This is a genomic window from Nonomuraea turcica, from assembly GCF_030718205.1.
Taxonomy (GTDB): domain Bacteria; phylum Actinomycetota; class Actinomycetes; order Streptosporangiales; family Streptosporangiaceae; genus Nonomuraea.
In genome coordinates, this window is sequence record NZ_JAUZQF010000001.1 from 122,320 (window position 1) to 145,371 (window position 23,052).

A 23,052-nucleotide genomic window follows, 5' to 3' on the forward strand; every position below is an offset into this window, starting at 1 on the left:
GCGTTGCCTATGGTACGGTCACGGCGTGGCATCCGACGCCAGTCGTCAAGACTCCTCTAAGGTTTCCGCGAAGTCCGCCCGTGCCGGCGTCGGTGGACTTCTCAAGGGCTTCGTCCAGCACCCCATCATCGTCACCCGCGTCGTCGTGACGAAGGTCAAGTCCGATCCCGTCCGCGTGGCCCAGGCCGCCGCCGACGCGCTCCCGCCCCGGCTGCGCCCCATCGTGGGCAGCGTGGCCTGGCCGGCCGCGCGCCGGGCCCGGCACATCGTGCGCAAGCTTGGCATGCGCGTGATCAAGGGACCGTGGAACGAGGCCAAGGAGCACTGGGACGCCGGCCGGGTCAGCCAGGCCGCCGCCGTGCTCGAGGCCCACACCAAATACCCGTTCGTCAAGCGCAGGGCCGCCTACTACCGGGGCGAGCTGGGCGCCATCAGCCCCGACCCGATCCCGCCCGGGCCCAAGGTGGCCATACTGGAGCGGGTCCAGGGCCGGGTCATGCACCTGGTCACCAACGCGTTGCCGTACACGCAGGCCGGTTACACCGTCCGCACCCACCGCATCGTCACCTCGCAGAAGGCCGCGGGGCTCGACCCGCACGTGGTCACGAGCTGGGGCTGGCCGATGATGCAGGGGCACGCGGACGCGCCGCCGTTCGAGGAGCTCGACGGCATCCCCTACTACCGGCTGCTGCCCGACGGGCACGGCGAGGTGCCGTTCGAGATGCGCGGGCGCATGATCAGGGGCGCCGACGCGGTCACCAAGCTCGTCACCCAGCTGCGGCCGCAGGTGCTGCACGCCGCCACCGACCACCGCAACGGCTCGGTCGCGCACGCCGTGCGCGACCGCACGGGCACGCCGTTCGTCTATGAGGTACGCGGCTTCCTGGAGGAGACCTGGGCCTCCCGCGACCCGATCAGGGTCGGCAGCGAGCGGCACGTGCTCCAGCGCGAGCGCGAGGCGTTCCTGATGCGCGAGGCCGACGCGGTGGTCACGCTGGCCGAGACCATGGCCGCCGAGATCGTCGAGCGCGGCGTGCCCAGGGAGAAGATCCACCTGGCGCCCAACGCGGTGGACGACTCGCTGCTGACGGCCCACTACGACGGCGCCTCGTTCCGGGACGCGTACGGCATCAAGCCCCATGAGGTCGTCGTCGGCTCGGTGTCCAGCATCGTGGCCTACGAGGGGTTCGCCACCCTGCTGCGGGCCGCCGCGCTGCTGCGTGACCAGGGCACGCCTGTGCGAGTCCTCATCGTCGGCGACGGCACCGAGCGCGACAACCTGCTGGAGCTCGTCGGCGAGCTCGGTCTGAGCGACGCCATCCTGCCCGGCAGGGTCGGGCCCGAGGAGGCGCTGCAGGCGCAGGACGCCATCGACGTCTTCGCCTGCCCGCGCGAGGACCTGCGGGTATGCCGACTTGTTACGCCATTGAAACCCGTCGAGGCGATGGCGCTCGGAAAGCCCGTGGTGCTCAGCGATCTGCCGGCCCTGTCCGAGCTCGTCGGCTCCGACGGCGCCGGGCTGCTGGTGCCGCCGGGCGATCCCGAGGCGCTCGCCAAGGCCATCGCCGGGCTCAGGGAGGACCCCGCCAAGCGGGCCGAGATGGGGGAGGCGGGTCGCGCCGAAGTGGCCGCGAAGCGCACCTGGAGCCGCGTTGCCGAGACTTATCAAGCTCTGTACCGATCCTTGGCTGAATGATGACCTTCAAGTTGCCTGTCTTTTGTGACGGTTTCCGTCGCATAAGGCGTGAGCTAGGTGGACTTGAGATAACCTTTGCGACCATGAAGTGTTGTTTCCGGCTCCTCAAGGCACAGCTGTGACAGAAATAGACTTGGCTGTCATCGGCCTGGGCTACGTCGGCATGCCACTCGCCAAGGAGGCGGTGGGCGCCGGCCTGCGAGTCGTCGGCGTGGACGTCGACCCCGCCAAGGTGGACGCGCTCAACGCCGGCCGGTCCTACATCGATGACCTGACCGATGCCGACCTCGAGCACATGCTGGCCCACGGGTTCAGCGCCACGCTCGACGAGACCGTGCTGGCCCGGAGCAACACGATCGTCATCTGCGTGCCCACTCCGCTGGACGAGGACCACCGGCCGGACCTGTCCGCCGTGGAGGGTGCGACCAAGGCCGTCGCCCGCAACCTGAGCAAGGGCACGCTCGTCGTGCTCGAGTCCACCACCTGGCCGGGCACCACCGACGAGGTGGCCAGGCCCTTGCTGGAGAGCTCGGGGCTGGTCGCCGGCCAGGACTTCCACCTGGCCTTCTCGCCCGAGCGCATCGACCCGGGCAACGCCAAGTTCGGCCTGCGCAACACCCCCAAGGTCGTGGGCGGCTACACCGCGACCTGCCGGGACCGCGCGACCGACTTCTACGCGCAGTTCATCGAGCAGGTGGTGCCGGTCAGCGGCACCCGCGAGGCCGAGATGGCCAAGCTGCTGGAAAACACCTACCGGCACGTCAACATCGCGCTCGTCAACGAGATGGCGATCTTCTGTGACGAGCTGGGGATCGACCTGTGGGAAGCCATCGAGGCGGCGGCCACCAAGCCGTTCGGCTTCCAAAAGTTCCTGCCGGGGCCGGGCGTCGGCGGGCACTGCATCCCCGTCGACCCGTCGTACCTGTCGTACACCGTGCGCAAGCTGGGCTACCCCTTCCGGTTCGTGGAGCTGGCGCAGGAGATCAACGAGCGGATGCCGTCCTACGTGGTGGCCCGTGTCCAGCGTCTGCTGAACAGGCATAAGAAGCCCGTGAACGGCGCCAGAGTCGTTATGCTCGGCGTCACGTACAAGCCGGATATCGCCGACGAACGGGAAACCCCGGCCCTGCCGGTGGCGCGTGCGCTGCTGGAACTGGGCGCCGAGCTCTCGTTCGCGGACCCGTACGTCAAGGAGTGGTCGGTAGACGGCACCCCGGTGCCGCGTGAGGAGGACCTGGCCGAAGCCGTGGTCAACGCCGACGTGACGCTGCTCATGCAGCAGCACGCCGCGTTCGACCTCGCCATGGTCGAGGCGAAGGCCAGACTCGTGCTGGACACCCGCGGCGTGCTCGCCGAGGGCGAACGCGTCGAGCGGCTGTAGCGACGGAGGGCTGCGCGCAGTGCACGTGCTCGTCATGACGGTGGTGCATAACCCCGAGGATGCTCGGATCCTGCATCGGCAGATCCGTGCCCTCGTGGATGCCGGTCATGAGGTCACGTATGCCGCCGCCTTCACCGCCTTCGGCGTCGTCCCGCGTCCCTGGGTCACCGGGGTGGACCTGCCGAGGGCGGCCCAGCGCAATCGGATCTCGGCGACGTGGGCCGCGCGGCGGGTGTTCAAGCGCATGCGCGACAAGGTCGACCTCGTCCTCGTCCACGACCCCGAGCTGCTGTTCGCCGTGTGGGGCATGCGCGGCAGACCGCCCGTGGTGTGGGACGTGCACGAGGACACGCCGGCCACGCTGTCGCTCAAGCCCTGGCTGCCCTCGCTGCTGCGGCCGCCGGTGCGGTTCCTGGCCCGCCTGCTGGAGGGCACGGCCGAGCGTCACCTGCACCTGATGCTGGCCGAGACGGCGTACGCGGGCCGCTTCAAGCACGCCCATCCGATCGTCCCCAACGAGACGTGGGTGCCCGACTCCGTGACGCCGCCCGGCGACGACCGGGTGGTCTACCTCGGCTGGTTGTCCAGGGCCAGGGGCGTGATCGAGGCGGTCGAGGTGGCCAAGCTGCTGCAGCCGTACCGGGTGGCCGTGGAGCTGATCGGTTACGCCGACCCGCAGAGCCGCCCCGTGCTCAACCAGGCCGTCACCGAAGGCGTGCTGGAGTGGCGCGACTTCATGCCCAACGACGAGGCGCTCAAACGGCTCGACGGGGCGCTGGCCGGGCTGTCGCTGCTGCACGACGAGCCGAACTACCGGCACTCGATGCCCACCAAGATCGTGGAGTATATGGCGCACGGCATCCCCGTCATCACCACTCCCTCGCCGCGTGCCGTGGAGCTCGTCGAGCGTTACGACAGCGGTGTCGTGGTGCCCTGGCAGGACCCCAAGGCCGTCGCCCAGGCCGTGCTGACGTTACGGGACGACGTACGCGAGCGGCGGGCGCAGGGCGCGCGCGGCTACGCGGCGGCTCGCGCCAACCATCACTGGCCCAACTCGGCGAAGCGCTTCGTGGCCCAGCTGGAGTCCTGGGCCGGGGTCAAGCGATAACGGGTTGCCGCACGTGCGCTGGCTCTTCTTCGTCGTGGGTGCAGTCGTCCTGGCCGTGGTCGCCGCTGTGGTCATCGTCCTTCCCCAGTCTTCGGACGAGCCGGCCCCCAAGGTGAGCAGCCCGGCTGCGTCCCAGCCGCCGTCGGACCAGCCGACCCCGCAGGTGAGCGAGTTCACTGACGACTGTGGAACGTTCGAGACCAAGGAGAGGGCCCCGTACGCCGTCACCGGCTACTGGATCATGCCCAAGTCGAACCCCTGCACCTGGCGCACCCAGCTGAAAGAGATCCACGACGTCGGCGGCGACACGATCATCAGGATCGGCTACGGCCTGCAGTTCCGCCCCGTGTCCGACGACGGCGAGATCCTGACCAGGGACGGCGAGCTCGACTCGCTCTACAAACCCTGCGAAGAGGACGGCCTGACCTGCCGCGACGCCGCGGAGCGGGACCTGAGGAAGGCCCACCCGGACAGCAGGATCGGCCGCACGTACGTCTACCGCACCGACGAGTCGTTCAGCGAGAACGTCTTCCGCTGCCCGGAGATGGAGCACAGCATCCAGGCGGGCAACCGCACCTACTTCCGGATCATCACCCAGCCGGACGGCTCCGACGACGCCACGTGCGACTTCTCCAGCAAGGGCCGCTCCTACGACCTCATCCTGGTGGCCGGCTCGTCCAAGGACAGCCTGACCCAGCTGCTCGACCTGGGTGACCAGTTCGGCATCCGGATCTTCCCGGCGCTGCCGCTGGCCCCGCGCGACCCCAACACGCCGATCAGGGCGTACAAGCACCACCTGGGCGCGCTGACCACGCTGACGCGCCGCATCCTGCAGGACTACGGCGACCGTTTTGCCGACCGTGATTCGCTGGGCGGCGTCTACCAGCCGTTCGAGGTCCAGATGTCGGCCACCCTGGCCTCCAATCCGACGCTCGAGGTGTACGCCGACCAGCACACGATCGTGGAGCAGGAGCTGCCCGGCAAACCCATCCTGATCAGCCCCTACATGGACGCGCGCCGGCGGGTGGGCTTCGGCCAGACGCCCAAGCAGGTGGCCGAGGCGTTCAAGGAGCTGGCCAAGACCGGGGTCGGCATCATCGCCCCGCAGGACAGCCGGGGCACGGGCAAGGTGGGCCTGTTCTGGCCCGACGAGCGAGACACCGAGGTGGACGAGCGGCTGCGGCCGGTGGTCGGGGAGTCCACGTACGGGACCGCGTACCACGGGTCCACGCGCGACTACTACCGGGAGATGGCGCTGGCCCGTGAGGAGATGATCCAGGCCGGCTACCAGGTGCAGCTGTGGGCGAACGTGGAGGCGTTCGAGCCGTCGGGCGAGCAGCCCTGCACGCCTCAGGGCACGCGCGGCAAGACCGACAAGAAACGCCTGGACCAGGCGGTCACCATGGCCGGACGCTACGTGCAGAAGGTCGTCTCCTACATGTGGAGCGACTTCATGACCTGCGGGCAGCCCTCGCTCGAAGAGGAGATCACCTCGGACTGGCAACGCCCGATCGCGGTGGACGCGATCAGGCGCGCGCGCGACATCCAGGACGGCGTGGAGGTCCGCGGCTACAACTTCAAGGACGGCACGATCACCATCCAGTGGTCGGGCGGGACCAAGGACCTGGTGGTGTCCGCCGTGGGCTGGCTGGATGAGAACCCGCTCGAGGAGTTGCCCGAAGGCATGTCCACCGCCTGGGTGCCGTTCGACTGGGCCCAGGTGCCCGCCGGGGAGTGGGTCAGGATCACGGTCAAGGCCCCCTCGGGCCAGGCCGCGACCGAACCCTTACACGTGCGCATCGCGACCTGACGGACGTTTCGCGGCTCACACCTAACTACGTGTACCGTGCGGTCATGGTCCCGAGCGTCCCGGTCAGCGTCGACCTGGTCGTCCTCACCGTGCGTAACCACGCGCTGAGCGCCCTGGTGTGGCGCCGCGACAACCCGCCGTTCCTGCGGCGCTGGTCACTGTCGGGCGGCTTCATCCAGCTGGATGAGGACCTGCCGGACGCCGCCCGCCGCATCCTCGCGGAGCGGGCGGGCCTCCCCGGCGCGCCGGTGCACCTGGAGCAGCTCCAGACCTACGGCTACCCGGACCGCGACCCCCGCCAGCGGGTCCTGAGCGTCGCCTACCTCGGCCTGGCCCCCGACCTGCCGGCCTCGGAGAAGGCGCACATGAGCTGGCAGCCGGTGGATGCCCTCACGGTCATGGCCTTCGACCACCGCCGGATCATGCTCGATGGAGTGGAGCGGGCCCGGGCGAAGCTGGAGTACACCTCGCTGGGGGCCGCGTTCTGCCCGCCCGAGTTCACGGTGGCGGACCTGCGCCGCGTGTACGAGATCGTCTGGGGTCGGCCCCTGGATCCCAGAAACTTCCACAGGAAGGTCACCAAGGCGGAGGGCTTCCTGGTGGAGACCGGGGCCAGCACGACACGTGACGGCGGCCGCCCCGCCAAGCTCTACCGCCGCGGCCCCGCCGAGCTCCTCCACCCTCCCATGCTCCGCTCGCTCAAGGAATGATCCCTAGCGCGGTGCGGGCACCACGGACAGCTCGCAGGCATAGGCGTCCGCGGGGGCCGCGAGCGCCCAGACGATCATCTCGGCGAGCGTCTCCGGCCGGATGCAGCGCTCGGGATCGTACGGCCGGCCGAAGGTCGTTCTGACCTCCCGAAGCAGCTCGGTGGCCGTCGCGGCCGGATAGACCGTGGTGACGCGTACGCCATGGGGCTCCTCCTCCTCGCGCAGCGAGTCCGCCAGCTCCCGCAGCGCGGCCTTGCTCCCGACGAACGCCGACCAACGGGCGACCCCGGTCATCCCGGGCGAGGCGTTGACGAAGACCACATGGCCTCGGGACCGCCGCAGCGCCGGCAGCGTCAGGCGTACCAGCGTCCGCTCCCACGTCTCCGGGCCGGCGTCGGCGACGGCCGCGATGGGAGAGATGCCCGCGCAGTGGACCAGCGCCTGTACGTCGCGCAGCTCGCCCACGGCGGCGGCGAGCGTGCCCGGCGCGGCGAGATCGGCCTCGATCGCCGGCACATCCAACCGCCCGACGTCGCGGCCGATGGCGGTCACCTGATGACCTGCCTTCACCAGGGCGCGGACCAGCGCCGTCCCGATCCCGCCCGTGGCACCGGTCACCAGCACCTGTCCCATGCCGAAGCTCCCATCCCGGAATCCCAGTAAGATCATCGCACGGCGACCAGTGCCAAGGTGGATCGCTGATTCGGTTTCGCGATAGCCATCCACCCGCACGTGCGCAGTCAGTACAGCCAAGGCTCGCTCATCGATGGAGTTCAGCCGTGTGTGTGTCCCCAGAGGGCCGAGAGGGGAAGCAACTGAATGCCACCGCCGAGAGACACGCTCTGCTCGCCGAGGTGCAGGACCACGCCAGAAGCAAATCGCTCGCCGAGCGAGTCGCGTAGCCAGCGCAAATGTGCGGCATCCTTGGCGGTTGGCGAAGCGGTGGCTTTGACCTCGATGCCGGCAATACGCCCGTCATAGCGCTCGAGAACGAAGTCTATCTCCCGGCCGTGGCGATCACGGAAATAGTAGATCTTGAAGGGCTCCGGTGTCGTGGAGCGGAGTTTGATGAGCTCATTGAAGGCGAAGGTCTCGACGAGGCCGCCCAGCGCGCTATTGCCCGGGCGTCGCAGCGCTTCCGTGTCGACCTGGAGCACGAAGGCGGCCAGTCCTGAGTCCGTGAGAAAGGGCTTGGCCGACTTGGCCGCTCTGGTGGAGAGATTGGCCGACCAAGCGGGGACGGTGGCCGTGAGGAAGACGCCGTTGAGGTAGGCGAGGTAGTTTCGGACCGTGTCCCTGGTGAGCTCGGTGCTCCGCGCGAGATCGGAGATCTCGGCAGTGCTGCCGGCTCGGGTGGCGAGAAGGCTGAGGAGACGTGGTATTGACTCTCCATGCTGGATATGGGCGAACTCGCGTACGTCGCGGGATATGACGGTACGTAGATAGGAGTCGAACCACTCCCATCGCGCCCGCCTGGCCATACTGATCACCTCGGGGTAACTGCCGCCGCAGACGACGTCGAGATAGTCGGTACGGGTCCACGGTGACGGACTCGTGCGGCGCAGCGAAGCGGGATCAGCGAAGAGGATGTCACAGAAGTCGGACGGGCCGGAGGTGCGCTCGGCCATCGAGAAGGGCCAAAGATCCAGGAAGGCGGCGCGGCCCGCGAGGGACTCCGACAGCTTGGGGACCGTCAGGAACTGCGCCGAGCCTGACAGGATGAATTGCCCACGACTGCGATCCCGGTCACTGGCCCGCTTGATGCTCAGGACCAGCGGGTCTCCGGCCCTTTGCACCTCGTCGATCAGCAACGGACGGTCGGCTTCGTCGACGAGGCTGCGAGGATCGGCGAGCGCGGCCGTCAGCTGTACCGGATCGTCCAGAGACAGGAAAGCACCGCGGTGATGATCACGGTATTGGCTCGTCACTTCGCTGCTCCCTCCGGCCGCACATGCTCATCGTCGGCGTGGACATCGAGCCGACCGCCTACACCAAGCAGGGGAAGCGGGGACCAGGAACTAAGGTAGGGCCATGCCTCGTTTCCGCCGGATCCTGGACACCATGGCCCCCTACAAGCCGGGCAAGGCCGTCGCGGCTCCCGATGGGCGGTCGTACAAGCTGTCGTCCAACGAATCCCCCTACGACCCGCTGCCGTCCGTGGTGGAGGCGATCGCCGAGGGGGCCCGCCACATCAACCGCTACCCGGACCCCGGCGCGATCAAGCTGACCGAGGCCATCGCGGAGCGATACGGGGTGCCGTTCGACCACGTCGCGCTCGGCCCGGGCTCGGTCACGGTGCAGCAGCAGCTGCTGGAGGCGGTGGGCGACCCCGGGGCGGAAGTCGTCTACGCGTGGCGGTCGTTCGAGGCGTACCCGCTGCTCTGCGATCTGGCCGGCGTCACGTCCGTCAGGGTACCGCTGGCGGGCGAGGATCATGACCTGGACGCCATGGCGGAGGCGATCAACGACGACACCCGCCTGGTCTTCGTGTGCAACCCGAACAACCCGACGAGCACCGCGATCCGGCGCGCCGAGCTGGAGGCGTTCCTCGATCGGGTGCCCGAGCACGTGCTGGTGGTCCTGGACGAGGCCTACCGCGAGTACGTCCGTGACGAGGACGTCCCCGACGGCCTCACGCTCTACCGCGACCGGCCCAACGTGTGCGTCGTCCGCACGTTCTCGAAGGCCTACGGGCTGGCCGGGCTGCGGGTCGGCTACATGATCGCGCACGAGCCCGTGGCCGCGGCCGTCCGCAAGACGATCGTGCCGTTCGCGGTCAACCACCTCGCCCAGGTCGCGGCCATCGCCTCGCTGCAGGCGGAGGACGAGCTGCTGGAGCGGGTCGAGCGGGTCGTCAAGGAGCGCACCCGCGTCCGCGAGGCGCTCATCGCCCAGGGGTGGACGGTGCCGCACAGCGAGGCCAACTTCGTCTGGCTGCGGCTCGGCGAGCGTACCCTCGACTTCGCCGCCGCCTGCGCCGTCGAGGGGGTCGCCGTCCGCCCCTTCGCGGGCGAGGGCGCCCGCGTATCGATCGGCGACCCCGAGGCGAACGACACCTTTCTCAAGGCCGCCGCCGAATTCCGCACGTGAGTGTTCGCTATTCCCACTTCAGCAGGCGGGACAGCGTGATGAGGTGGGAGGAGTTGGTCGCGGTGAAGTTCGCGTACTTCGTACCGACCAGCGCCTTCACCTGGGGATCCCACTCGGTGAGCTCCAGCCACGAGTGCAGGTAGTAGTCGACCCCGTTGGCCGCGGTCCCGGTGCCGTCGACATACAGGCTGAAGACGGGAGCCGTCGTGGAGTCGTTCCACATCTTGGCCAGCAGCGTGTTCTTCAGCGCCGTCATGTCGGCCGCCGTGAAGACCTGGGAGCTCCGGTAGAACTCCAGGAACGCCGAGAGGTCCACGTTGGCGTGGGAGAGATCCTCCTTCGTGGGCGTGTAGGTCGCGTAGTTCCAGATGTAGGCCCCGCCCGAGCTGGTCAGGTCGTTGCGGGTCCAGCGCGCCAGGCGGGTCGCCCGGTCCAGGTAGGTCGGGTTCCCGTTGACAGCGTGTAGCACCATGAGCATGTTCCCGAAGGCCAGTGCCTGGTTGTACGGCAGGTCGCTGGAGACCCTGCTGTGGCTGAATGCGTCGAAGTTCGGCGATTGCGTGTAGAGACCCTCGGTGGTCCCGATCGGTTTCCACGTGTTGCCGATGTACGAGCTCGACTCCCACCGCGGGACGATCTCGTTCTCCAGGAAGGCCCGGTAAGTGGCTGCCTTGGCGGCGTACCCGGAAAGGGCCGGGGTCTGGGCAACGAGGCGGACGAACTCGGCGATAGGGATGCCGATCATCCCGTCGTGCACGATGTACGGCAGGACCGCGCTCAGCTTGACGTCGTCGAAGTAGGCCGACCCGCTGACCGTGTAGGACTTGTGCTCCAGCCACACCTCCAGCGATCGTCCCGCCGGCAGCGAGCACGTGACCTCCTTGTAGGTCCACGTGCTGGTCGTGTACTCCAGCATGCACAGCGTCGTGGAGCCCTCGCGCAGCACGATGCGCCCCACGACGGAGCCGGTGCGCTTGCCCCAGCCGCGCAACACGTGCTGGGTGCCGCCCTCATAGGTGCTCGCCACGGGCTGGCGGAGCTTCTTCCACCTGGTCACGTCGGAGACGACGCGCACCGACTGGCTGCCCGTTCCGCTCGGCACGTCGGTGGTCCGATAGATGTGGCTGCCGGTGTCCTGGAACCTGGTCCAGTTGACGGGCAGCGTGGTGTCGCCGCTCGCGGCCGTCTCGAAGCTGGGGTTGCCCAGCTCGACCGGCGAATACCGGCTGGTGCTCCAGCCGAGGTAGCCGTCGCCGTCGATGTCGTCGGCGTGGGTCAGGATGGCGTCGGTGTGGGTGACCAGCTTGTCGAGCCAGCGGGTGTCCTGGGTGGCACCGTAGACGTCGAGATAGCTGCGCAGGATGTAGCTCTCGCCCCACGCCAGGTTCGCGCTGCTCTTGTTCGTGTAGAGCGAGTCGCCGATCTGGCTCTCCAAGGCTGTGTACTTGGTCAGCCACACGCTCTCGGCCGGGACGACGGTGGTGGTCAGGGCCAGGACGGCCGCAACCAGGGTGCGTAACATCAGGCCCCCCTGCGCGCGTGCCAGTTAAGGTAGGCGACGCAGAGCAGGTACGAGCCCTGCTGCGGCTGGGTCGCCCGGCCGTCGTAGATCGCCCGCGAGTGGGTGAAGACCGTCTCGTCCCAGGGGGCCACGGCCATCCAGCGCGGTGCCTGCATGTACTGCCCGGCGCTGTTGGTGGCGCCCGTGCCGTCGACGCGCACGTACGCCGTGGCGATCCCGTCGGCGCCGGTCGGCGCGACCAGGTTCTTGCTGTAGGTGCGCGCGAAGCGGGCCATGTCGTCGCCGATGAAGGAGAGCTTGTGGCGGAAGGCGGCCACGGCGAACTCCACGTCGATGGCGCCGTGGCTGAGATCCTCGATCTGCCGGGCGCCGGCGGTGTAGGACGGCGTGAACTCCGAGACGTTGTCCGTCTTGGCGAAGCCCTGGTAGAGCTTGCCGAACTTCGGCCAGTACGGCCAGACGTAGGCGTCGTCGGCGTCGACGGTGAGGTCCAGGGAGAAGGTGTGGCCCATCCGGCGTACCCGGTCGCGGTAACGGTGGTCGCCGGTGGCGGCGGCGAGCTCGGCGAAGGTCTGGCCGAGTGAGACGCTCTGGTTGATGGGCTGCTCGGCGCCGTCATAGGCGAGCGGCGTCCCCTTGTTCCAGACGTAGTAGCCGCGGCCGTCCTCCGTCTGGCGCCACTCCTCGTCGTGCACGGCGGCGGCGTCCTTGGCCGCCTTGAGGAACTCCAGCGCCTTGCTCTTGTATCGCGACCAGAGCGAGGGGTTGGCCAGCACCGTCCTGGCGAACGTGGCCATCGGATAGGTGATCATGCCGGTGTGCACGCTGAAGATGACCGGCTGCGAGACGAAGGAGGTTGGTCCTTGGGCGGGCGTCGCGTTGCCGGAGGGGGACTCCCGCAGGTCGCGCGCCGTCACCATGGTCGGGGTCGGGTAGGCGTCGTAGATGCGCTTGACGGCGTAATTCGCCGACGCCGGGTCCAGCGAGAGGTCGGGGAATCTCGCCACCGTGTTGTTCCAGTTGTTCTTGACCTCCAGCGAGAAGCTGCCCTCGGCGCTGCCGGTCGTGACCGTCGCGACCGCTTGGTCGGCGTAGGCCAGCGCGGTGCGTACCTGCAGCAGCGGCGTGCCGTCGGCGTCCTTGAGCGTGGCGAAGCCCACCGTGTAGGGGTGCATGGCGCGCCAGGCGGGCAGCGACTTGCCTCGATGGTCGGTGACGCCACGGGCGGAGTCGCGGTTGGCCAGCACCTGCTCGACGTTCTCGACCAACCGGTCGAGGTAGTGGGTGTCCTTGTAGGCCTCCCACATGCGCATGAAGCCCATCAGGACGTACGACTGGCCCCAGGCCAGCGCGCCGTGCTCGTTGTTGTCGGTGGGCTTGCCGGTGCCGGTACCGCTGTGGAAGAGCCGGTCGAACAGGTCGAAGGTCTCCCTGGAGGTGTAGTCGTAGGCCGATGAGCTGGAGAAGCCGAGCGCGCCCATGGCGAGCGCGCCCAGGCCGAACTGCCGTCGGGACAGGTGCATGGTCAGGACCTCCGGGCGAACCAGTTGAGATAGGCCATGTTGGCGAGGTAAGAGGCGGGATAGGCGCCCTGGGCGGGTTGCACGGCCCGGGCGTCGTAGATCGAGCGGGAGTGCGTGAACACGCCGGCGTCCCAGGGGGCGACGGCCATCCAGCGCCCCGCCTGGAGCGAACCCTCGGCGTTCAGCGGCCCGCCGGTGCCGTCGAGCCGCGCGTTGGTGGTCGGCAGGCCGTCGGGGCCGGTGGTGGCCAGGTTCCTGGTGTACGTCCGGGCGATCCTGGCCAGGTCGATGCCCCGGTAGTAGATCTTGTGCCGGAAGGCCAGCGCGGCGAACTCCACGTCGATGCCGCCGTGGCTGAGATCCTCGATCTGCCGCGCTCCGGCGATGGAGGGCGTGTACTCGGAGACGTTCTGGTCGGCCGTGTAGCCGTTGTAGGTCTTGCCGAAGGAGGGCCAGTAGGACCAGACATAGGCGTCACCGGCATCCGGCTTGAGCTCGCCTCCGAAGGAGCGCGCCATCCGGAGCGCCCGGTCCCGGTAGAAGGGGTCGCCCGTGGCCGCGGCCAGCTCCGCGTAGGTCAGCCCGAGCGCCAGCCACTGGTTGGTGGGCTGTTCCGTGCCGTCGTAGGGCAGCGGCATGCCCTTGACCCAGATCAGGTGCCCCTCAGGCCGCCATTCCCGTTCGTGGACGGCCACCGCCTCCTTGACCGCCTGGAGGTATTCCAGCGCCTTGCCCCGATATTTCGTCAGGTGGCCGTCGTGCAGCACGATCCTGGCGAAGGCCGCCATCGGGTAGGTGATCATGCCGGTGTGCACCGCGAAGATCATCGGCTTCACGCTGAGCCGCGTCTCGCCCAGGACGGGCACGGTGCCGTCGGCCGGCGCCGGACGCGGATCGCGCGCTGTCACCATGGTCGGGGTGGGGTAGGCGTCGTGGATGCGCTTGACGGCGTAGTCGGGCGAGGCCGGGTCCAGCGACAGGTCGGGGAAGGTCGCCACCCGCCCGTACCTGGCGTTGCGCACCTCCAGGGTGAAGCGGCTGGCCGAGGTGCCCGCGCTGACTGTGGCGGTGGCCTCGTCGGCGTAGCTGAGCGCGCTGCGCGCTTCGAGGAGGGGCTGCCCGCTCGCGTCCGTCAGCGTGGCGAAGCCCACCGTATAGGCGCCGGCGGCCTGCCAGGCGGGCAGCGAGAGGCCGCGGTAGTCCTTGAAGCCGCGCTCGGAGTCGCGGCCGGCCAGCACCTGGTCGGCGTCGATGATGAAGCGGTCGAGGTAGGCGGTGTCCCTGTAGGCCTCGTACATCCGGGTGAACGCGAACATCACGTAGGAGGCACCCCACGCCAGCCTGCCGCGTTCGTTGGTCTCCGTCGGCTGGCCGGGCGCGCCGGCCTCGCGGAAGACCCGCTCGAAGTGGTCGAACGTCTGTCTCGATGCGTAGTCGTGTGCCGTCGAACTGCTGAAGCCGAGCGCGCCTACGGCGAGCGCGCCCAACCCTAACTGCCTGCGGGTCAACATGATCTAGCCCTTCACTGCGCCTCGCATGCCTTCGAGGACGTGGCGTTGCATGAGCATGAAAACGATGACGACCGGGATGATCGACATGATCGTTCCGGCGGCGAGCGTGCGGACGTCGGTGCCCGTGATCCCGGCGAGGTAGGAGATCCCGAGCGCGAGCGGGTACTTCGCGGAGTCCTTCAGCACGACCAGCGGCCAGATGAAGCTGTTCCAGACCGAGATGAAGCCGAAGATGCTCAGGATGGCCAGCGTCGGGCGGGCGGCCGGCAGCATGACGTGCCAGAAGATGCGCAGCTCGTGGCAGCCGTCGGTGCGCGCGGCGTCCACGACGTCGCGCGGCACGCCCGCGAAGGTCTGGCGGAGCAGGAAGATCCCGAAGGCGGACAGCAGGCCGGGCAGGATGACGCCGGCGAACGTGTCGGCCATGCCGAGCTGGGTGACCACCAGGAACCGCGGGATGAGCATGAGCTCGCCCGGCAGGAACATCGTGGACAGGATGGCGAAGAAGACGATGGTGCGCCCGCGGAAGTGCATCTGGGCCAGCGGGTAGGCGCACAGCGCCGAGACGATGACGTAGGCGGGCACCGTCAGGCCGACGTAGATGACGGAGTTGAGCAAGTAGGTGGGGTAGGGGATGGAGGTCCACGCCTCGATCATCCAGTTCAGCACCGGCGGCCGGGGGATGATGTCCGGCGGGAAGGAGTAGACGGCCTGGTCGGCGGGCTTGAGCCCGGCCGACAGCAGGATGAGGAACGGCCCGACGAAGACCAGCGCGATCGCGGTAAGCAGGATGTACATCCCCGCGCGCCGAAGGATCATGCGAGGACCGTCCTTCCGCGGGTGATCCGGTAGTTGAGGATGGCCAGGCCGATCATCAGCACCCACAGGACCAGCCCCATGGCGCTCGCGTAGCCCATCTCGTAGCGCTCGAAGGCCGCCGACCAGATGTAGTAGCCCAGCGTGAGCGTCGCGTCCTGAGGCCCGCCCTTGGTCATCACGTAGATCGAGGTGAAGGCCTGCATCGCGTCGAGCATCTCCACGGTGATCGCGACCGCGATGTAGGGAATGAGCAGCGGAACGGTGATGCTCCGCAGGCGGTGCCAGGCGTTGGCGCCGTCCACCCGCGCGGCCTCGTAGATGCTCGCCGGGATGGTCTGCAGGCCGGCGAGGTAGATCATCATGTAGAAGCCCATGTTCTTCCAGCCTTCGACCAGGATGACCGCGGGCAGAGCCCAGGCCGGGTCGAGGAGGTACTGGATCGGCTCGTCGAGCAGGCCGGCGCCGGTGAGCATCCAGTTGAGGACGCCCTTCTGGTGGAAGACGTACTCCCAGGCGATGCCGACCGCGACCATCGACGTCACGACCGGCAGGTAGTAGAGCATCCGGAAGGTCTTGATGCCCGGCAGCTTCTGGTTGACCAGTACGGCCAGCAGCAACGGCACCACGACCAGCAGCGGGAACATCCCGACGAGAAACAGGACCGAGTTGAGCAGCGCGGTCCAGAACCGGCCGTCGCCGAGCATGCGGACGAAGTTGTCCACGCCTACGACGACGGGTGGCGGGGAGATCATGTCGTACTTGAAGAACGACAACTGGATCGCCGTCACCGCAGGCCAGGCGAAGAAGACGCCGAACAGCACGAGCGCCGGCGCGGCGAAGAGATAGGGCGTGTACCAGCGCTGTCCGGGTATGCGCATGGCTTCACACCCTTCCTTGATGATTGTGACGGCCGTAGATCAGATAACGGATGGCCAGAAGTTATACAGATCTGATACATACGGTCAATAGGTGGCGCTTGACCGGAAAAATCTGAGATGCCATTCTGCCGAAAGGAAGATTAAGGACGGCCAGAATCGAGGACCTCTGCGATGTCCCGTAGGTTTGCCTTAGTGACAGGCGCGCTGGCGCTGTCGCTCCTCACCACCGGCTGCGTGGCCGGCACGTCCACCAACGCCCCGGCTGCCGCCGACGACCAGCCTTTCGAGGGCGAGGTCGAGTTCTGGACGATCAACCTCAAGAAGAACTACAGCGACTACATCGACGGGCTCATCGCCGACTACCAGAAGCAGCACCCGAAGGTCACGATCAAGTGGGTCGACGTGCCCGGCCAGGAGAGCGCAACCAAGCTGCTGGCCGCCGTGGCCAGCGGCGACGTGCCGGACGTCGTCAACGTCAACTCCGTGGAGCTCGGCCGCTTCGTCCCGTCGCTGACCCCGCTCGACGAGCTGCTCAAGGCGGAAGACCTGGCGGACTTCCAGCCCAACCTGGTGGAACCGCTGCGCACCGACGGCAAGCTCTACGCCGTGCCCTGGTACAACGGCGGCGCTCCGGTGGCGATGTACCGCAAGTCCGTGGTGAGCAAGGCCGGCTTCGACGAGGCCGCCCCGCCGAAGTCCTACGACGAGGCACTGGAGTTGGGCGACAAGGTCTACAAGGAGACCAAGGTCTACGGCTCCAACATCATCCCGGACCACAACGTGCTCCGCTACTACGGCATCAGCCTGCTGTCGGAGGACAAGAAGATGGCCGAGTTCAACACGCCACAGGCCGTGGAGATCCTGGAGAAGTTCAAGAAGAGCTACAAGAGCGGCATCGCGCCGGGCGCGATCTCCAAGGACATCCGCAACCTGCCTCAGAGCCTGGAGAACGAGCAGGTCGCCTTCAAGCCGACGGCCAACGCCGCCGAGCTGCTCAACATCCAGAAGAACTCGCCCGACGTCTACAAGGACCTGGTCATCACCGAGCCGGTCCAGATGAACACCGGCAACTACCTCCTCCTGGCCCAGCAGGCCTTCTCCATCCCCAAGGCCTCCAAGCACAAGAAGGCGGCGGCCGAGTTCCTCAAGTACGTCACCAACGGCGCCAACCAGCTGGCCTTCTGCAAGATCGTGCCGATCTACCCGTCCACGATCTCCTCCACCAAGGACGCCTTCTTCACCCAGGCCGAGAGCGGCGACGCGATGGGCGCGGCCCGCCAGGTCATCGTGAAGGGGCTGGCCAAGCTCGAGTACAAGCCCATCGGCACCAGCAAGGACGCCGAGCTCGGGGAGTACCTCTCCGAGGAGGTCAGGGCATTCCTGTCGGGGACCAAGAGCGCCAAGGAGGCGCTCGACACAGCAGAGAAGCAATGGAATGACGCACTTGCCTCCTAAGCTCAGAATCGGGATCATCGGCACCGGCATCATGGGACGCGGCCACGCCGAGGTGCTGGCCGCGCACCCCGACGCCGAGATCACCGCCGTCTGCCGCAAGCCGCTGGCCGATGCGCCGGTGTTCCCGACGTACCGGGAACTGATCGGGTCGGGGCGCGTCGACGCGGTGTCGATCACTACGCCGGACCACCTGCACGCGGACATGATGGTGGCCGCGGCCGAGGCCGGTCTGCACATCCTGGTCGAGAAGCCCTTCACGACCACGGTGGAGGACGCCGACCGGGCCGTGCGGGCCATCCGGCAGGCGGGCGTGGTCGCCATGTGCCTGTTCAACCACCGATGGGTGCCTGCCTACGCGCAGGCCAAGGACCAGATGAGGGTGATCGGCGAGCCGGTGGTCGGCTACGCGCGCAAGGACGACACAATCTACGTGCCGACCGAGATGATCGGCTGGGCCGACCAGACGACGTGCGCGTGGTTCCTGTCCAGCCACGACATCGACCTGCTGACGTGGCTCTACGACGACCACGTCGCGGAGGTCTTCGCCACCGCCCGGTACGGCAAGCTGCGCGACCGCGGCATCGACACCCCCGACGCCGTGCAGATCCAGGCCCGCTTCAGCCGCGGCGCGGTGGCCACGTTCGAGTCGGCGTGGATCTACCCCAACACGTTCCCGACGATGGTCGACAGTTACGTCACCGTCGTCGGCGAGGACGGAGTGATCCAGCTGGACCGGCAGAAGGAGAACATCCAGCTGGCCACCGACAAGGCCTACACGTACCCGCGCAACATGCTGCAGCGGGTCGTGCACGGCGTGCCCGCCGGCGCGTACCGGGATGCCATCCACCACTTCGTGGCGTGCGCGCGCACCGGCACCGAGCCGCTGATCACAGTGGAGAGCTCGCGCCACGTCACTGCGGTGCTGGCGGCGGCGCACGAGTCCGTCCGGTCGGGTCTGCCGGTGAAGGTCTCATGAAATATGTGGAGAAGGCGCCGCATGTGGACCCGGTGCGCATGCGGCACATCACCGACGAGGCGCTCCTGGCCGAGCTGGGCGTTACGTCGATCGCCGAGGCCAGGCCGTGGCGCCGCCCCGCCCCCGCCTGGGACGGCTCCGCGACGATCGAGGAAGCCGACGCGCTCATCGGGGCAGAGGTCGACTTCCTCGACAAGGGCCGCGGGCGCTCGCGGCTGTACGGCTTCCACTACCTGCGGTGGATGACGCCGCTGGTGCACGCCTACCGCGAGACCGGCGACGCACGCTACGCCGCGGAGTGGGACCGGCTGTTCCGGCAGTGGTACGGCACGCGCGACCAGGTCGAAGGTGACTGGCCGGGCCTCGACGTCATCTGGTACTCGCTGGGCGTCTGGGCCAGGTCGATGCACGTCACCCGGGCCATGGCGGAGCTGGCGGACGAGCCCGCGCTCAGCGACGAGTGCTGGGCGATGATGATGAAGACCGTCCTCGGCGGCGCCCGCTGGTCGGCGGAGGAGCACGACGAGTTCCGGCACGGCAACTGGCAGTTCGTCTGCGCCGCCGAGCTCCTGCACGTCGCCACGCTCTTCCCGGAACTCCCCGAGGCACCGCGCTGGGCCGAGATCGGCCGGGCGCGCGTCCTGGAGCACCTGGAGCTCGACGTGCGGGCCGACGGCGGGCACCACGAGCGCTCGCCCGGCTACCACGGCATGGTCCTGGACGCCGTGCACCGTGTGCTGGCGTTGGACCCGAGCTTCGCCGAGCACCCCAGGGTGCGGGCCATGCACTCCTGGTTCGCCTCCCTGGTCACCTCCGGCGGCTGGATCCCGCACCTGCAGGACAGCGGCGTGGTCTGGCCCGCCGACGCGCTCCGGCGCGGCGCGGAGCTGGGCGTGCGGCCCGAGCCTGGGTCACACCTGCTGGACGCGAGCGGCTACGCGATCTTCCGCGCCGGGCACCTGCACACCGTGATCAACTACGGGCCCTACGTGGGGCACGAGCTCGAGCCGCACAGCCACCACGCGGCGCTCGACTTCGTGCTGTCGGGCTGGGGTGTGCCGCTGGCCTGGGAAGGGGGCGGTCCGCCGTCCTACGACGACCCCGGCTACTACGACTGGTACCAGGCGACCAGGGCGCACAACACGCTACTCGTGCCCGGCGAGGAATACACCGAGGACCGCCGCGCCGCCTGCGACCTGTTCTCCGTGTCCGCAGAGGCCGACGTCTTCACCGGGCACCATCACGGCTACAGCGCGCGGCATGACCGCAAGATCGTCTTCATCAAGGGCGACCACCCGTACTGGATCGTCACCGACCGGATCGACGCGGAGGCGGTCTGGCAGATCCACGGCCTGTCGCCGTGGGTGGAGCACGACGGTGGATTCGTGGGCACCCGCGGCCCCGGAATCTTCGTAGTGCCTCTGGAGCCGCCCGATGAGGTGCTGTACGGGACGGGTCCGGCCAGGATCCCCGACCCCGCCACCAGGACCGCCGAGTACGGCGAGATCCACTCGCTCGGCCTGAGGCGAAGCGACGGCAGGTTCACCGTCGGCATCTTCCCCTACCGCGACGAGCCACTCTCAATCCCGGAAGATTGGACGGTTCATGCTGATCGACGCTGACGCGATGCTCGGGCGCCACCCCCGCAGAGATGTGGGCACGGGCTCGATCACGGAGGCGCTGGACAGGATGGACCGCTTCGGCATCGCGGAGGCCGTGGTCAGCCACACCCTGTCGTGGCTGCACGACCCCGCGACGGGCAACAGGGAACTGCTCGGCCTGGTCGCCGATCAGCCCAGGCTGCGCCCCTGCTGGGTGCTGCTGCCTGACACCTGCGGCGAGACCGGCACGCCGGACGAGTTCGTGACCGCCGCGCTGGAGTCCGGGGTGTGCGCCGTGCGCGCCTACCCCGCCGACCACGGCTACGACCTCGCCGGCGGCGACTGCGCAGCCATGCTCGGCGCGGTCGCGGAGGCCGGGCTGCCGCTGTTCGTCGACGCGGCCCAGACCGGCTGGCCCGCGGTGGAAACCGTCGCCGCCGAACACCCGAAACTGAGGACTGTGGTGGGCGCGCTCGGCTACCGCCAGCTAAGGCAGGCGGCCGGGGTGCTCTCGCGTACCAGTAACGTCTACCTGGGCCTGGCCAACTTGTCCTCGCACTGCGGACTCGAATGGCTCGTCGAGCGTTACGGCGAGCGCCGTCTCGTCTTCGGCACGGGCGCGCCGCTCAGAGACCCGGCCGAGGCGGTCACCCGGCTGCTGTGGTCGGAGCTCGACGACGGGGCCGTGGCGGCCATCGGCGCCGGCACCCTGCTGGACCTGCTACCCGTGAGGGCGGTGTGAACGCGATCACCTCCGCGCTGTGGCGGCGGCGCCCGCAGACCAGCGTCAGGATCGTCGACGCACACGCGCACGCCGGCCCCTACAGCCTGTTCTTCATTCCCGATGCGTCCCCGGACGCGATGGTCAGGGTAATGGACAGGTGCGGCGTGGCGCACGCCGTCCTCTCCAGCCACCTGGCGATCCAGCTCGACGCGGCGGCGGGGAACGCCGCGACCGCCGAGGCGGTGGACCGCGCGCCGGACCGCTTCACCGGGTATCTGACGATCAACCCCTGGCAGGACCCTGATGGCGAGCTGGGCAAATGGGGGGCGGATCCACGCTTCGGCGGCATCAAAATCCACCCCGACCTGCACGATTACCCGCTCACCGGCAGGCGCTACGCCGGTGTGTGGGAGTTCGCGCAGCGCACCGGCTGCCCGGTGCTCACCCACACCTACGACGGCTCCCCCTACAACGATCTGGCGGAAGTGGACGCCGTCGCGTCGGAGCATCCCGACGTGGTGATCATCGCAGGGCACGCGGGCGCGACCCCGCTCGGTTTCGAGAAGGCCATAGAGGTGGCGCAGCGGCGCCCAGGTGTGATCCTGGAGGTGTGCGGGTCCTTCAACACCGGGCCCGACATCGCCAGGATGGTACGGGAGGTCGGGATCGACCGAGTGGTCTACGGATCCGACTTCCCCTTCATCGATCTTCGGATCTCGCTGGGGAGGGTACTCTTCAGTGGCCTCGGGGAGAAGGACCAGGCCGCGGTGCTCGGTGCGACGATGACCCGCTTGCTTCAGTGGAGATCCGGACTGGGGTGATCAAGATCATGGATCGGCTGCGTTCGGAGTCGAGGTCCAGAGTGGCGATCGGGATCGTAGGGCCGCACGATCTCGTCGAAGAGATCATGATGATCGGCGCCGACCTTCCGGCCGCGGCCGACTGGCGGCTGGTCGGCGCGCCGCATGCCGAGGAGCACGAGACCTACGACAAATTCCTGCGGATCTCCGACAGCATCGACGTGGTGCTGTTCACCGGACCGCTCCAGCACGACCTAGCCAGGCAGGCGGGCGAACTGCTGGTCCCTGCCACATTCGTGCCCATGAGCGGGGCCAGCCTGTACGCCAGCCTGCTGCGCGGGGTGCTCAGCCACGGGATCGACCCGTCCAGGGTGAGCATCGACTCGCTGCCCGCCGCCGACGTGGACGAGGCGTACGGTGAGATCGGCGTGAGCACGGCCGGCGTGCACCTCTCCGAGTACGACCGGCCGGAGTCGGCGCGCGGCTTCAGCGCCTTCCACGAGCAGCTCTACCGCCAGGGGGAGACCACGGCGGCGCTCACCACGATAAGGAGCGTCGCCAACAAGCTGACCGCCGCCAGGGTGCCCGTGCTGCGCCTGCTGCCGACCTCCCACACGTTGCGCCTCGCACTCAACACCGCCGCGCTGCTCGGCACCGGCAGCAGGCTGGAGGACGCGCAGATCGCCATCGTGGTCGTCGAGCTCGCCGCCTCCGCCAAGCCCAATTACTCCGGGCCGGGCAACTACTGGCAGCAGGAGCTGAAGCTGTCGCTGCACCGCTCGCTGCTCGCCGACGCGCGGCTGATGGGCGCCACGGTGGTGCCCCGAGACGAGAACAGCTACGTCGTCACCGCCACCGTCGGTGCTCTCAATCAGGCCACCGACGGGTTCAGGGTGGCGCCGTTCATGGACCGGATCCACTCCGAGGCCGGGGTCGCCGTCGAGGTCGGCATCGGGCTCGGAAGCACGGCCCGCGACGCCGACGCCAACGCGCTGGCGGCCGTCGAGAAGGCGCGCAACGCCGGTGGCGCCGCCGCGTACCTGGTCGGGGGCGACGGCACCGTGCTGTCGCTGCCGGTGCGCAGGCGCAAACGGCAGGAGAGCGTGCCCGTCGTCTCCACCAAGGCGGCCAAACTGCTCGAACGCCTGGTGGAGAGCCTCGACGACGGCGACACGATGGTGGTCGACGCCGAGATCGTCGCCGACGTGCTGTCGGTCTCTCCGCGTAGTGCTCGCCGGGTTCTTCAGAGCCTCGCGGAGGAGGGGCTGGCCTGGCCGATGCCCCCGGTCAAGGGCACCCAGGCGGGCCGGCCGCGCCAGCCGTACCGGCTCGTGCGGGCCTAGGCGTCGCCGAGGCGCACACGTGAGGGTCGAGACGCCGCCGGCCGTGCCGCCGCCTGGCAGCGGCAGCGCGGCGTCACCGTACGGCGCGCCGTTGTCGATGGCCAC

General features: G+C 68.6%; 19 protein-coding genes. 12 read left to right on the plus strand and 7 right to left on the minus strand.

Features of this window, described 5'->3' with window-relative positions; translation table 11 throughout:
• The first annotated feature begins 25 nt into the window (after positions 1-25).
• From Q9G87_RS00640 to Q9G87_RS00660, 5 genes are all read left to right on the plus strand, one after another.
• Positions 26-1,696, plus strand: coding sequence for a glycosyltransferase (locus Q9G87_RS00640; protein ID WP_305914157.1), 1,671 nt, complete (start codon positions 26-28; stop codon positions 1,694-1,696).
• Between the two features lie 118 nt (positions 1,697-1,814).
• Positions 1,815-3,077 (plus strand): nucleotide sugar dehydrogenase, encoded by a 1,263-nt coding sequence (locus tag Q9G87_RS00645; protein WP_305914158.1) that lies wholly within the window; start codon positions 1,815-1,817, stop codon positions 3,075-3,077.
• Positions 3,078-3,096: 19 nt separating this feature from the next.
• Complete coding sequence (locus Q9G87_RS00650) at positions 3,097-4,185, plus strand: glycosyltransferase (protein WP_305914159.1); 1,089 nt, start codon at positions 3,097-3,099, stop codon at positions 4,183-4,185.
• A gap of 13 nt (positions 4,186-4,198) precedes the next feature.
• Positions 4,199-5,995 carry a DUF4434 domain-containing protein gene (locus tag Q9G87_RS00655; protein ID WP_305914160.1) on the plus strand — a complete coding sequence of 599 codons (1,797 nt, stop codon included), beginning with the start codon at positions 4,199-4,201 and terminating at the stop codon, positions 5,993-5,995.
• Positions 5,996-6,039: 44 nt separating this feature from the next.
• Positions 6,040-6,705, plus strand: a complete 666-nt coding sequence (locus tag Q9G87_RS00660; protein ID WP_305914161.1) for an NUDIX hydrolase — start codon at positions 6,040-6,042, stop codon at positions 6,703-6,705.
• Between the two features lie 3 nt (positions 6,706-6,708).
• On the opposite strand, the gene Q9G87_RS00665 is transcribed toward Q9G87_RS00660, so the two are convergent.
• Both Q9G87_RS00665 and Q9G87_RS00670 read right to left on the minus strand, forming a co-directional pair.
• The gene (locus tag Q9G87_RS00665) at positions 6,709-7,338 is read right to left on the minus strand and encodes an SDR family NAD(P)-dependent oxidoreductase (RefSeq protein ID WP_305914162.1); all 630 of its coding nucleotides are present in this window, start codon (positions 7,336-7,338) and stop codon (positions 6,709-6,711) included.
• Between the two features lie 140 nt (positions 7,339-7,478).
• Positions 7,479-8,633 (minus strand): ATP-binding protein, encoded by a 1,155-nt coding sequence (locus Q9G87_RS00670; protein WP_305914163.1) that lies wholly within the window; start codon positions 8,631-8,633, stop codon positions 7,479-7,481.
• Positions 8,634-8,736: 103 nt separating this feature from the next.
• On the opposite strand from Q9G87_RS00670, the gene hisC reads away from it, so the two are divergent.
• On the plus strand, positions 8,737-9,795 hold the full coding sequence (gene hisC / locus Q9G87_RS00675; protein ID WP_305914164.1) for a histidinol-phosphate transaminase: 1,059 nt from the start codon (positions 8,737-8,739) through the stop codon (positions 9,793-9,795).
• A 7-nt stretch (positions 9,796-9,802) separates the two neighbouring features.
• On the opposite strand, the gene Q9G87_RS00680 is transcribed toward hisC, so the two are convergent.
• The 5 genes from Q9G87_RS00680 to Q9G87_RS00700 are packed head-to-tail and all read right to left on the minus strand — an operon-like array spanning position 9,803 to position 16,048.
• Positions 9,803-11,317 (minus strand): hypothetical protein, encoded by a 1,515-nt coding sequence (locus tag Q9G87_RS00680; RefSeq protein ID WP_305914165.1) that lies wholly within the window; start codon positions 11,315-11,317, stop codon positions 9,803-9,805.
• Entirely contained in the window at positions 11,317-12,840 is a 1,524-nt protein-coding gene (locus Q9G87_RS00685; RefSeq protein WP_305914166.1) for a hypothetical protein, read from the minus strand. Before Q9G87_RS00685 ends, Q9G87_RS00680 begins: the two co-directional genes overlap by 1 nt.
• Before the next feature lie 2 nt (positions 12,841-12,842).
• Positions 12,843-14,351, minus strand: a complete 1,509-nt coding sequence (locus Q9G87_RS00690; RefSeq protein ID WP_305914167.1) for a hypothetical protein — start codon at positions 14,349-14,351, stop codon at positions 12,843-12,845.
• Positions 14,352-14,354: 3 nt separating this feature from the next.
• Entirely contained in the window at positions 14,355-15,170 is an 816-nt protein-coding gene (locus Q9G87_RS00695; RefSeq protein ID WP_305914168.1) for a carbohydrate ABC transporter permease, read from the minus strand.
• On the minus strand, positions 15,167-16,048 hold the full coding sequence (locus Q9G87_RS00700) for a carbohydrate ABC transporter permease (RefSeq protein ID WP_305914169.1): 882 nt from the start codon (positions 16,046-16,048) through the stop codon (positions 15,167-15,169). The genes Q9G87_RS00695 and Q9G87_RS00700 overlap by 4 nt, the downstream gene beginning before the upstream one ends.
• 192 nt (positions 16,049-16,240) lie before the next feature.
• On the opposite strand from Q9G87_RS00700, the gene Q9G87_RS00705 reads away from it, so the two are divergent.
• From Q9G87_RS00705 to Q9G87_RS00730, 6 genes are read left to right on the plus strand one after another with little or no spacing between them, the layout of a single operon-like run.
• Complete coding sequence (locus Q9G87_RS00705) at positions 16,241-17,503, plus strand: ABC transporter substrate-binding protein (protein WP_305914170.1); 1,263 nt, start codon at positions 16,241-16,243, stop codon at positions 17,501-17,503.
• Positions 17,484-18,479: a Gfo/Idh/MocA family protein gene (locus tag Q9G87_RS00710; RefSeq protein ID WP_305914171.1), complete on the plus strand. Its 996-nt coding sequence runs from the start codon at positions 17,484-17,486 to the stop codon at positions 18,477-18,479. The genes Q9G87_RS00705 and Q9G87_RS00710 overlap by 20 nt, the downstream gene beginning before the upstream one ends.
• On the plus strand, positions 18,476-20,101 hold the full coding sequence (locus Q9G87_RS00715; RefSeq protein WP_305914172.1) for a heparinase II/III family protein: 1,626 nt from the start codon (positions 18,476-18,478) through the stop codon (positions 20,099-20,101). Before Q9G87_RS00710 ends, Q9G87_RS00715 begins: the two co-directional genes overlap by 4 nt.
• The gene (locus Q9G87_RS00720; RefSeq protein WP_305914173.1) at positions 20,085-20,822 is read left to right on the plus strand and encodes an amidohydrolase family protein; all 738 of its coding nucleotides are present in this window, start codon (positions 20,085-20,087) and stop codon (positions 20,820-20,822) included. Before Q9G87_RS00715 ends, Q9G87_RS00720 begins: the two co-directional genes overlap by 17 nt.
• Positions 20,819-21,625 (plus strand): amidohydrolase family protein, encoded by an 807-nt coding sequence (locus Q9G87_RS00725; RefSeq protein ID WP_305914174.1) that lies wholly within the window; start codon positions 20,819-20,821, stop codon positions 21,623-21,625. The genes Q9G87_RS00720 and Q9G87_RS00725 overlap by 4 nt, the downstream gene beginning before the upstream one ends.
• Positions 21,604-22,947 carry a transcriptional regulator gene (locus Q9G87_RS00730; protein ID WP_305914175.1) on the plus strand — a complete coding sequence of 448 codons (1,344 nt, stop codon included), beginning with the start codon at positions 21,604-21,606 and terminating at the stop codon, positions 22,945-22,947. Before Q9G87_RS00725 ends, Q9G87_RS00730 begins: the two co-directional genes overlap by 22 nt.
• Positions 22,948-23,052: the final 105 nt, after the last annotated feature.